Source organism: Chryseobacterium sp. Y16C (assembly GCF_022488405.1).
Lineage (GTDB): Bacteria > Bacteroidota > Bacteroidia > Flavobacteriales > Weeksellaceae > Chryseobacterium > Chryseobacterium geocarposphaerae.
Genome location: NZ_CP092711.1, coordinates 64,935 through 77,011 on the forward strand (window position 1 = coordinate 64,935; position 12,077 = coordinate 77,011).

Genomic DNA, 12,077 nt, shown 5'->3' on the forward strand with positions numbered 1-12,077 from the left:
TTTAAAATTAATGACGAAAAATTGTCAATAAACGTTAAGGTTTCTAAATTTTTTATATTTTCGTAAATCTTTAATAAATAGTAAAATATGTCAAAAATCTGGACGAAAAAGCCGATGAGTGCTTTTGAGAATGATGTTAAAAGTAGTCAGCTTAAAAGAGTACTTGGTAAATGGAGTCTTACGGCTATCGGTATCGGTGCGATTATTGGGGGCGGAATTTTTGTGTTAACGGGTACAGGAGCTTATTATCATGCAGGTCCTGCATTGGCACTTTCCTTTATTATAGCAGGAATTGCGTGTGTTTTCGCAGCTCTGTGTTATTCTGAATTTGCTTCCATTCTGCCTGTAGAAGGTTCTGCTTATGCTTATGCTTATGGAACTGTAGGTGAAATTTTTGCATGGATTATCGGTTGGGGGCTTATCCTGGAGTATGCGATGGGATCCATGACGGTAGCGGTTTCGTGGTCCGGATACTTTAATAAATTGTTAAAAATGTTTGGCCTTCATCTGCCTGATTATCTTACTTCAGATCCTGCAAGTTATACAGGAGAAGGTTTTTCAATGAATTTACCTGCTTTTGTAATTGTTTTGGTGGTAATTTCCTTATTGATAAAAGGAACTAAAGAAGCTGCAAAAGCCAATAACCTTATTGTACTTATGAAGGTTTCAGCAGTTATATTTGTAATTATTGCGGGGGCTTTCTTTATTAATGCTGATAACTGGAATCCTTTTATTCCTGCAGCTACCATGGTGAAAGAAGGTGAAACCATGAAAGAAGCGTACGGAATTCAGGGGATTATTTCCGGAGCAGCAGCAATATTCTTCGCTTATGTAGGATTTGATGCAGTTTCCACACAAGCTGGAGAAGCGATTAATCCTAAAAAAGATGTGCCATTTGCAATTATTGCTTCACTTTTAGTGTGTACCGCATTATATATTTTAGTTTCATTGGTTCTTACAGGGATGATGCATTATACAGACTTTAACCCTCAAGGGAAATTCCCGGATGCTATTAAAGCTCCGGTGGCCTATGCATTTGAAATTGCAGGTCAGGGATGGGCTGGATATATTATCACAATTGCAGCAACAGTAGGTTTGATCTCTGTATTAATGGTAATGATTATGGGACAGTCAAGAATCTTCCTGGGAATGTCTAAAGACGGATTGATTCCTAAAATGTTCAGCGATGTACACCCGGTAAGAAAAACTCCTGCGAAAAGCTTAATGCTTTTAGGAATTGTAATTGCTACAGTAGCTTCATTAACACCGATCAGTAAATTAGCGGATATGACGAGTTTCGGAACCTTATTTGCCTTTACTATGGTATGTGTAGCGGTTTGGATTTTGAGAAAAAGAGAACCTAATTTACCTAGAAACTTCAAAGTTCCTGCATTGCCTGTTATTGCAACCTTAGGAATTTGCATCAATGTGTATTTGATCTGGAACCTAAGTCATGAAGCGAAATTATTATCAACAGGATGGCTGGCTCTAGGAGTGATTATCTATTTTGCGTACAGTATCAGACACTCTAAACTACATAAAGTCGGATACGGAGAAACGTTCAAAGCAGAACAGGAACCTTTACAAAAACCTGATTTAGATTTATAAAATTTAAAACCATACAAATCCACAGATTTTTCTGTGGATTTTTTATTTTTGTTTCTATGAAAAAAGTATTTCCCATTCTGTTTTCCTTTTTAGGAATCTTTTCATTCTCTCAACAAGTGAGTTTAGAAACTATATTAAATGATAAAATAAGTATTCGTGCACTTGAAGTGTATGATAACAAAGTCTGGTATACCGGAACAGATTCTAAATTCGGTTTTGTAGATGTATACAATCCCCAAAATCAAAAGCAGATTAAATTATCTGAAAAAAAATTGCAGTTCAGAACTCTGGCGCAGGATAAGAATTCTTTTTACACCATTAATATTGAAAGTCCGGCTGAGTTTTTTAAGATTGATAAAAAGGACTTAACCTCTGAAATTATTTTTAGAGATACAGTAAAAACTGCTTTTTACGATGCTTTACATTTTGTAAATAATGAATTGGCCTATACTTTTAGTGATGCAGACAAAGATAATCATCTGAAATTAGCTGTTTTTAAAAATGGGAAATGGAGTAATTTTAAAAATAATATAAGTCTGAATGAAGGGGAGGCTGCTTTTGCCGCAAGTAATACAAATATAGCTTCAAGCAAGAAATATCTTTGGATTGCAACCGGCGGAAAAGCATCAAGAATTCTGAGAATGAATTTAAAAAATGAAAACATTGAAATTTTTAATACTCCATTCGTGCAGGGAGAATCTTCTCAGGGAATGTATTCAATAGATTTTTATGATGACAAATTTGGAGTTGCAGTTGGCGGAGATTATACAAAACAAGCAGACAATATCAATAATATCGCGACTACAAATGACGGCGGAAAAACATGGCAAGTTCAGGCATCAGGAAAAAATGCTGGTTATACAACTTGTGTGAAAATTAAGCCCGGTTCTAAAGGGAAAGAAATTATTTCGGTAGGAGATCAGCATATCAGTTATTCTTCAGATTTTGGAAAGACATGGAAAAAAATTTCTGATGAAAAAGGATTTTTTGTTTGCCAATGGATAGATGGGAATACCATAGTTTTTGCAGGGAAGGATAAGATTTCGGTAATGAAATTAAAGCTGTAATCCATGAATACTGCGGAAAAATATAATTTAGACTTTTATGTTTCAGAATTGCCGTCTTTTATCAGAAGACCAGGATATCCTTATCATAGAGCGTATCTTTTTAATATAGTCCGTTCAATTTTCCTTCAATCTTAAATTTATTTAAAAAAATGTCGATGAAAAATTTAAAGATATTTTTCCTTTTATTGATCCCTACACTATTTTACACTCAGAAAATAAGGGTTTTCATTTTGGCCGGACAATCAAATATGAATGGTTTTGGTTTTAATAAAGATTTACCAAATGATCTGAGAAACTTTAAAGATGTTTACATTTTTCAGGGAAATTCTGTTCCTGATGCTGATTTGAATGGTGGAACAGGTAAATGGGATATTTTAAAACCCGGAAATGGAACAGGCTTTAAGACAGACGGAACAGTAAATACACTTTCCGACAGGTTTGGGTTAGAGATGTCTTTTGCAAAAAAGATCAAGGAATTATTCCCCAAAGATAAAATTGCTTTAATAAAATATGCGAGAGAGGGAACTTCTATCGACAGTCTTGCTGCCGGACCTTTTGGGTGTTGGGATGCAGATTTTAACGGAAAAAACGGATTGAACCAGTATGATAACTTTTTAAAAACAGTAAAAAATGCTTTAGCGGAAACAGATATTGATAAAGACGGTAAAAAAGATCAGGTGATTCCGTCAGGAATTCTTTGGATGCAGGGTGAAGGTGATGCCAGTTATGATGAAGCCATTGCGAATCGGTATTATGATCATTTAAAGACATTAATGAATCAAATGAGAGCAGCGATGCTAACGGGTGATCTTCCTGTCGTGATCGGAAAAATATCAGACTCAGGGAAAGATAAATCAGGAAAAGTATGGAAAATGGGAGAGCTCGTACAATATGCTCAGGAGAAATTTGTAAGAGATGACAGGAATACAGCAATTGTCCGTTCAACTAAAAACTACGGTTATGGTGACGATCCATGGCATTACAACAGTGCGGGGTATATTGATATGGGGCAAAAATTTGCCGAAGAGGTATTTAGACTCATTATAAATTCCGAAAAAAGACCCTAATATATTTCATGATTAAATATTCATAAGATATACTTAATTTTGCAGTAAGAAATTTCAAATTGAAATTCGATTTAAAATTAAATCTGAAATGAATTCTTTAATAGATAAATACAATATTCCCGGACCTCGTTATACTTCTTATCCTACCGTTCCTTACTGGGATGAAGGTAGTTTTTCATCTGAAAAATGGACAGAAAGTGTAATCAGGACTTTTAAGGAAACCAATGCAGAAGAGGGAATTTCTATTTATATTCACCTGCCTTTCTGCGAGGCGCTGTGTACATTTTGTGCATGCCATAAACGTATTACAAAACAACACAGTGTTGAAATTCCGTATCTGGAAAGCGTATTGAAAGAATGGCGGCTGTACCTTCAGCTTTTTGATGAGAAACCAAAATTAAAAGAACTTCATTTAGGGGGAGGAACACCGACTTTCTTTTCACCGGAAAATTTGAAAACCTTATTGGAAGGGATTTTTGAAACGGTTGAAATCGCAGAACATCCTGAGTTTTCTTTTGAAGGACATCCAAACAATACTACCAAAAAACATTTGCAGACACTTTATGATTTAGGTTTCAGAAGAGTGAGTTTTGGAGTTCAGGATTATGATCCTAAAGTTCAGAAGGCCATCAACAGGATACAGTCTTTCGAAAAGGTAAAAGAAGTAACGGAATGGGCTAAAGAGATTGGCTACAGAGGAATAAGTCATGATCTGGTATTCGGACTTCCGCATCAAACTTGGGAAGCCATGGAAAATACAATCCGTAAGACAATGGAACTGAAACCGGATCGTTTGGCATTTTACTCTTATGCACACGTTCCATGGGTGAAAGGAGTTGGACAAAGAGGATTTGATGAAAATGATCTTCCGAGTGGTGAAGAAAAGCGCCGTCTGTATGAAGATGGTAAAAAACTACTGGAAGAATTAGGTTACATCGAAGTGGGAATGGATCATTTTTCTTTGGAACATGATGATTTGTATCAATCTTTACTTCAGAAAAAGCTGCACAGAAACTTCATGGGGTATACCTCAAGCAAAACTCAATTGATGGTTGGTTTGGGAATGTCAGCGATTTCAGATTCATGGTATGCTTTTGCACAGAATGTGAAAACGGTAGAGGAATATCAGAAAATAGTGGAAGAAGGAAAAATTCCTGTAGTAAAAGGGCATATCCTGAACGAAGAAGACCTTATTGTAAGAAGACATATTTTGAATTTAATGTGTCAGCTTGAAACAACTTTTGATCTCAATAATTCTTTCCCTGAATTAGACAATGCTTTTGAAATGCTAAAGGAAATGGAGAATGATGAATTGGTTGAAATTCATGATCATCAGATTAAAATAACAGAAAAAGGAAGAGCATTTACCAGAAATGTAGCCATGGTTTTTGATTTGAGAATGATGAGAAACAAGCCGGAAACAAGAATTTTTTCCATGACAATTTAAAAATTGAAATATCTTTATATTGAAAAAAATCCAACCGTTTATTGGCTGGATTTTTTTATAGACTTTTGAATATATTTTATTGAATAATTAATTTTTGACTGTAATATTTTAAATTTTCTGAATTCAGATTGATGAAATAGACTCCGGCAGGAATTCCTGAAATATCAATACTTCCATCGTTTCCTATTTTTTGAGACTCTAAGACAATTTTTCCATCAGCACTGAAAATTTCAACAGAAATATCTTTGCCTTTTGCACCATCAATAAAAACTCTTTTTGCAGCGGGATTGGGATAAATTTTTATTTGCGGAGAAAGAGTATTTTCCTGTGTAGCCAGTGTTCCTGAAGTAATTTTAAATATTTTTCCATTATTAACGGCAGCTACAAATAATTCATTCTGATTGTTGATTCCAAATGTTGAAAAATTATTTCCGGAGAATGCAGAAGTCCAGGTTATGGAATCGTCCGGATTTAAAATTCCGAGCTGGGTAGAGCAGTAATCGGCAAAGATATACCTTCCCTGTAAGGTCGGATATTGGGTGCCTCTGTAAATATATCCTCCGGTAATTGAACATTTTCCTCCGGTGTGATTGTAAGCAGCCACGGGAAAAGTCAGCGTTGAAGTACTTGGACAGCCCGTTGTATTGTAAGGAGTATTCCCTTCATAGCATCTCCAGCCGTAATTAAGACCGGCTTGAGAAATTGGCTGTCGGTTAATTTCTTCAATCTGACCTTGGCCTACATCCGCAATCATTACATTTCCTGAAGTAGTGTCAAAATTAAATTTCCAGGCATTACGCAATCCGTAAGCCCAGACTTCATCTGCCCCATCTATGCCAACAAAAGGATTGTTTGGTGGTATATTGTAAGGTCCTGTAGAATTAATATCAAGTCTGAGGAGTTTTCCCAGCAGCGAATTTTTATTTTGAGCATTATTATTGGGGTCTCCACCGCTTCCACCGTCTCCGGTTACGATCCATAAATATCCATCGGGTGCGAAATGAATGCTCCCTCCATTATGATTATCGAATGGTTTGGGAAGATTCAGGATAATTTTTTCTGTAGCTGGATCAGCAACATCAGGATTTGAGCTGCGGGTATATCTGGCTACGGTAATATTTCCGTTAGTATCATTGTAATACACAAAAAAATAGCCGTTTGTAGCATATTGCGGGTGGAAAGCAAGGCCCAAAAGTCCTCTTTCTCCGCCATAGGTTATTTTTGAACTGATATTCAGGAAATTGGTAGTGTTAGTACTTCCGTTTGACTGGAGAATTTTTATGATTCCATTTTGCTGAACAACAAACATTCTGCTGTCGTTCGCATGTACAATTTCGACGGGAGCTGTAAATCCCGTGGCAAATTCTTCTATATTAATGTTTTGGGCATTAATAACGAGAGAAGAAAAAATACTTGTGCAAAAAAGTAAATTTTTCATAATATTTTGATATTTAGTGTATTAAAGCTGAATGAAAATTTCATACCAATCGAACGTTGAAAAATTCACTAAAATATCCTCAAAAAATTATTAAATCTTAAATGAAAATAAGAATGCCGATATATCTGAAAATAAACGATTTCTGTTGTTAAAAATTCATAAAATTCAATAAAATGATTATATTTGCCGACTTAATTTAACGTAGTTATAACAAAATGCAAGGAAAAGGACTTATTACAATTGTCGCTATTGTACTAGGGTTGATTTGCTTAAATGAGCTATTACCAACTTGGTACGCCAGCAAAATTGAAAAGCAGGCAACTGCTATTGCAGGAGACAATCCGGAAAAGTATCAGAAAGAAATTGCAAAACTTTCTAAGGATACTCTGAACCTGGGATTCACAAAACTTTATTACACTAAAGCCAAAGACAAGGAAATGAAACTTGGTCTTGACTTGAAAGGAGGGATCAACGTTCTTTTGGAAATCAACCAAAGAGATCTTGTGAATGATTTAACAAATTATTCTACCAACCCTGTTCTTATTGAGGCTTTAAACAAAACTGATGAAGCACAAAAGAATTCTACAAAAGCTTACATCGACAATTTCTTCGAACAGTTTGATGCTGTAAACAAAGCTAAAGGTACAAACCTGAAATTGGCAGATCCTGAAATCTTCGGAAATACAACCCTTACTGAGGTGAAGTACAATACACCGGATGAACAGGTAAAAAGCATCGTGAAAAGAAAGATCGATGCATCTGTAGGAACAGCTTTTGAAGTAATCAGAACGAGAATTGATAAGTTGGGTGCAATTCAGCCGAATGTTCAGAGAGTACCTGGAACTGCTAGAATTTCTGTGGAAATGCCGGGAATGAAAGACATTGACAAAGTAAAGAAGATGCTTCAGACTTCTGCAAAACTTCAATTCTGGGAAGTACAGCAAATCACTGAAATTGCTCCTTATTTCCAAACATTGAGCACAATGGTAGCTGCAAAAGGAGATTCTATGGGTGTTGCAAAAAACACAAATTTTGCAAATATCATCCAGGGAGGAAAATCTATGAGTCCAAGTGCGGTTGGAAGTGTAAAATTATCTGATACAGCTGTTGTAAACAAAATTTTAAACAGCAAAGTAGCTCAGTCTTTACGTCCGGCTAACATTAAATATACCCAATTTATGTGGGGGTACAAACCTGAGGCTACAGATGCTGAAAGCTTGGTACTGTATGCAATTAGAGGTAACATCAACCAAAAAGCTCCAGTAGACGGTGCTGTTGAAACGGCTAACATTAGTTATGATGAGCTAAGCAGAATAGTAGTAGACATGCAGATGGATTCTAAAGGGGCTAAAGAATGGAAAACATTAACAGAGAAAAACGTTGGTAAACCAGTTGCGGTAACATTGGATGGTAGAGTTTATACTGCTCCGAATGTTGTAGGTGCAATTCCTAACGGTAGAACTCAGATTTCTGGTAACTTCTCTCAGGAAGAAGCTAAAGAATTGGTAGACGTATTAGGAGCAGGTAAATTACCTGCAGGTGCAAAAGTGGTTCAGGCTACAGTTGTAGGGCCATCTTTAGGACAAGAATCTATTGATGCAGGTCTGATGTCATTCATGATTGCATTTGCTATTATTATCGTTTATATCATTTTCTACTATGGTGGAGCGGGTGTTTATGCGGTAATTGCAATGGTTATTAACTTATTCTATATTTTCGGTATTATGGATTCGGGAGATTTCACTCTTACCCTTCCTGGTATCGCGGGTATCGTTTTAACGATGGCAGTTGCTGTCGATACAAACGTTATCATCTATGAAAGAACAAAAGAAGAATTATTTGCAGGCAAGAGTATTCTTGAAGCTTACAAAGATGGTTTCAAACATGCGTTGAATGCGATTATCGATGGTCACACAACTACTTTCTTAACGGCGGTTGTATTGTTCTTCTTCGGAACAGGACCTATCAAAGGTTTCGCTTTGACCTTGATGATTGGGGTTGCAATGACATTATTTACGTCTGTATTGCTTTCGAGAGTAATGATCTTCTCAAGATTAAATAAAGGAAAAGGACTTTCTGTTTGGACTCCTGCAACAAAGAACCTATTCAGAAATACTTGGATCGATTTCATCGGAAAAAGAAAATACGCTTACATTTTCTCTGCTGTGTTAACGCTGGTTTGTATCATTTCAATTGCAACTCACGGGTTCAAATATGGTATTGATTTTACCGGAGGTAGAAACTATGTGGTAAGATTTGATAAAGACGTTAAAGCTGAAGATGTTGAAGATAAATTAGTAGCATTATTCAAAACTGAAGATGGAAAGAATTCTTCTGTTGAAGCTAAAACTTTTGGAAGCAATAATCAGTTGAAGATCTCTACAGATTACCTTATCGAAGATGAATCTTTAAAAGCTGACCAAATCATTGAGCAAAAATTGTTCGAAGGATTAAAAGCAAACTTACCTGCAGGAACTACATTGAAAGATTTCAAATCTGCAGATAAAGAACATGCTGGAATTATTTCTTCTGAAAAAGTAGGACCTTCCGTAGCAGATGATATTAAAATTCACGGTATTTATGCAGTTTTAGGAGCATTAGGAATTATCTTTATCTATATCTTATTGAGATTTAGAAAATGGCAGTTCTCTTTGGGTGCGGTTGCTGCACTATTCCATGATGCCGTAATCATTTTGGGAGCGTATTCCCTGCTTCATAAATATATGCCGTTCAACATGGAGATCAACCAGGATTTCATCGCTGCGATCCTGACGGTTTTAGGGTACTCAATCAACGATACGGTAATTATCTTCGACAGAATTAGAGAATACTTAAGAGAGAAAAAATCTTTAACATTAGCTGGACTATTTGATGATTCTATTTCTAGTACATTGGGTAGAACATTCAACACCTCATTTACTACAATTTTAGTAATCTTGGCAATCTTCATTTTCGGTGGAGATAACTTGAGAGGATTTATGTTTGCGATGTTAATTGGTATCGGATTCGGTACTTACTCATCTATCTTCGTGGCATCGGCGATTGCTTATGACTTCCTTAAAAAAGGAAAAGAAGAGGAAGTACATGGTAAATCTACTTCAAACAAAGAAGTACTTGCTTCAAAATAACTTATACTACAATAAATAAGAAAAAAGCCTTTCAAACCTGAAAGGCTTTTTTTGTGCGTAATGATGAATGAATCGAATTTTATTTAAAGCTTTTTCCCGCTTTCCGCACTCGCTATTTTAAATTGTTTCGGCAGCGGCGGCTTTGCCGCCGCTGCCGAAACAATTTAAAATGAGCTCAAACAATTGCTGCAATCGGGGCTAGACTAAAGTCATTCATTTCAATTTGAAGTATCTTGTAAAATTTGTCATCTTTCAAAATCAATTTAAATAATATGGTTTTAGCCACCAAACGATTACTAACTATCAGTTAAAAATCTAACATCCAATTAATATAATTTAGAATCATTATTTTTCCTTATTTGATTATTTTTGCACAGTTATGGAAAACTCAAAGAAAAAAGCCGCTATTGGCTTCATATTTATTACGTTATTGATTGATATTACGGGATGGGGGATCATCATTCCGGTAGTTCCGAAATTAATTGAGGAACTTATTCACAGTGACATAAGTGAAGCTGCCAAATATGGAGGTTGGCTGGGTTTTGCTTATGCATTTACACAATTTATTTTCTCTCCGGTGGTGGGGAATTTAAGTGATAAATTCGGACGAAGACCGATTATTCTTATCTCGCTTTTCGGATTTGCAGTTGATTATATTTTCCTGGCTTTAGCGCCCACCATTTGGTGGTTGTTTCTAGGAAGGGTCATTGCGGGAATTACCGGAGCCAGTGTTACAACAGCGAGTGCTTATATTGCGGATATTTCAACCGATGAAGACAGAGCCAAGAATTTTGGTTTGATTGGCGCCGCTTTCGGACTAGGATTTATTATCGGACCGGTCTTAGGTGGAGTTTTGGGACATTACGGTTCAAGAGTTCCTTTTTACGCAGCGGCAGGATTGTGTTTATTAAACTTTCTTTATGGGTATTTCATTCTTCCGGAAAGTCTGGATAAAGATAAAAGAAGAGAATTTAACTGGAAAAGAGCTAATCCGATCGGATCATTTAAGTTTTTAGGAAAGCATCCTGAAATTTCGGGTCTCATAGTTTCTTTGATATTAATCTACATTGCAGGACATGCTGTACAGAGTAACTGGAGCTTCTTTACCATGTACAAATTCAGTTGGACTGAAAGAATGGTGGGTATTTCCCTCGGAGTTGTAGGTTTATTGGTGGGATTAGTTCAGGGAGGTTTGATTCGATGGACAACACCAAGATTGGGCGAACAAAAAAGCATTTATTACGGTTTGGCCTTATATGCCATCGGAATGCTGTTGTTTGCTTTTGCCTCACAAGGCTGGATGATGTTCGTATTCCTTATTCCTTACTGTTTGGGAGGGATTTGCGGCCCGGCTTTACAATCAGTCATTACGAAAAGTGTTCCTTCGAATGAACAGGGAGAATTGCAAGGAGCTTTAACGAGTCTAATGAGTGCAACTTCTATTATCGGGCCTCCGATGATGACGAATTTATTTTATTTTTTTACTCATGACGAGGCACCCTTTAAGTTTTCAGGAGCACCGTTTTTCTTAGCATTTGTTTTGATGGCTGTAAGTGTAATTATCACTTATTTTAATTTTAAAAACAAGAATTCAGAAAAAGAAAGTATCAAATAAAAACAAGGGGATCAAATTTGATCCTCTTGTTGCTTTTGAAGAAGTATATGAATTTATGAAATGAATTTTACAATAATTGATGTTTTAAATATAATAAAGTATTTGAATTAAATCAAATTTAAGTGAATTAATTTTTCTTTAACAATTTAAATTGCTTATTAAAGGAAAAAATAATAGGTCCTTTGGACTGTGTTCGCATCCTTAGGCTCTGTCGGAATAGCAATCATATATTGAATTGTCTTAAACTCAAATAATAAAGCTTAAACTCTAAACAATATATTTAACCCCTTATTGTTTAAATTCTTAAAATTTATTTAAAATTGATATATAGCATAATACAATTGCATAATCTTTCGTAATTTTGGCAAATGGAATTAAGCATTGGAGAAATGGCATTGATTGCCGTAGCGATCGTTGTATTATTCGGACCGGATAAACTTCCTCAGATTGCGCGTGACTTGGGAGCAGGCGTAAGAAAAATGCGTGGTGCAGTGGAAGACATCAAAACGGAGATCATGAAAGAAACGGATAATCCTGTTTCTGAGATCAAACGTGAGATTGAAAAAGTAAAAGATGCTGCCAAAGATTTTAATTCCATGAAAGATATTGAAAAAGATATCTTAAACGAACCTTCTTCCACGAAAACAGAGCAGGTGCAAATTAAACCTTCAGAGGATGAAACGTATGAAGGACCTGTAAGCAGATAG

7 protein-coding genes and 1 pseudogene are annotated in these 12,077 nt (G+C 35.8%); 7 read left to right on the top strand and 1 reads right to left on the bottom strand.

What is annotated here, in order from left to right; translation table 11 throughout:
- Positions 1-87 precede the first annotated feature (87 nt).
- From MKS83_RS00265 to hemN, 4 genes are all read left to right on the top strand, one after another.
- On the top strand, positions 88-1,608 hold the full coding sequence (locus MKS83_RS00265; protein ID WP_240581449.1) for an APC family permease: 1,521 nt from the start codon (positions 88-90) through the stop codon (positions 1,606-1,608).
- 56 nt (positions 1,609-1,664) lie between these two features.
- The gene (locus tag MKS83_RS00270) at positions 1,665-2,675 is read left to right on the top strand and encodes a WD40/YVTN/BNR-like repeat-containing protein (protein WP_240581450.1); all 1,011 of its coding nucleotides are present in this window, start codon (positions 1,665-1,667) and stop codon (positions 2,673-2,675) included.
- A 155-nt stretch (positions 2,676-2,830) separates the two neighbouring features.
- Positions 2,831-3,742 (top strand): sialate O-acetylesterase, encoded by a 912-nt coding sequence (locus MKS83_RS00275; protein WP_240581451.1) that lies wholly within the window; start codon positions 2,831-2,833, stop codon positions 3,740-3,742.
- An 88-nt stretch (positions 3,743-3,830) separates the two neighbouring features.
- On the top strand, positions 3,831-5,189 hold the full coding sequence (gene hemN, locus MKS83_RS00280; protein ID WP_240581452.1) for an oxygen-independent coproporphyrinogen III oxidase: 1,359 nt from the start codon (positions 3,831-3,833) through the stop codon (positions 5,187-5,189).
- A 76-nt stretch (positions 5,190-5,265) separates the two neighbouring features.
- On the opposite strand, the gene MKS83_RS00285 is transcribed toward hemN, so the two are convergent.
- On the bottom strand, positions 5,266-6,627 hold the full coding sequence (locus MKS83_RS00285; protein ID WP_240581453.1) for a PQQ-dependent sugar dehydrogenase: 1,362 nt from the start codon (positions 6,625-6,627) through the stop codon (positions 5,266-5,268).
- Between the two features lie 215 nt (positions 6,628-6,842).
- Between MKS83_RS00285 and secD the strand changes: the two genes are divergently transcribed.
- The 3 genes and pseudogenes from secD (at position 6,843) to MKS83_RS00300 (ending at position 12,077) form a co-directional block, all read left to right on the top strand.
- Complete coding sequence (gene secD / locus MKS83_RS00290; RefSeq protein ID WP_240581454.1) at positions 6,843-9,755, top strand: protein translocase subunit SecD; 2,913 nt, start codon at positions 6,843-6,845, stop codon at positions 9,753-9,755.
- 373 nt (positions 9,756-10,128) lie between these two features.
- A pseudogene (locus tag MKS83_RS00295) lies at positions 10,129-11,370 on the top strand (TCR/Tet family MFS transporter); the annotation flags it as partial.
- A 368-nt stretch (positions 11,371-11,738) separates the two neighbouring features.
- Positions 11,739-12,077, top strand: coding sequence for a twin-arginine translocase TatA/TatE family subunit (locus MKS83_RS00300; protein WP_240581456.1), 339 nt, complete (start codon positions 11,739-11,741; stop codon positions 12,075-12,077).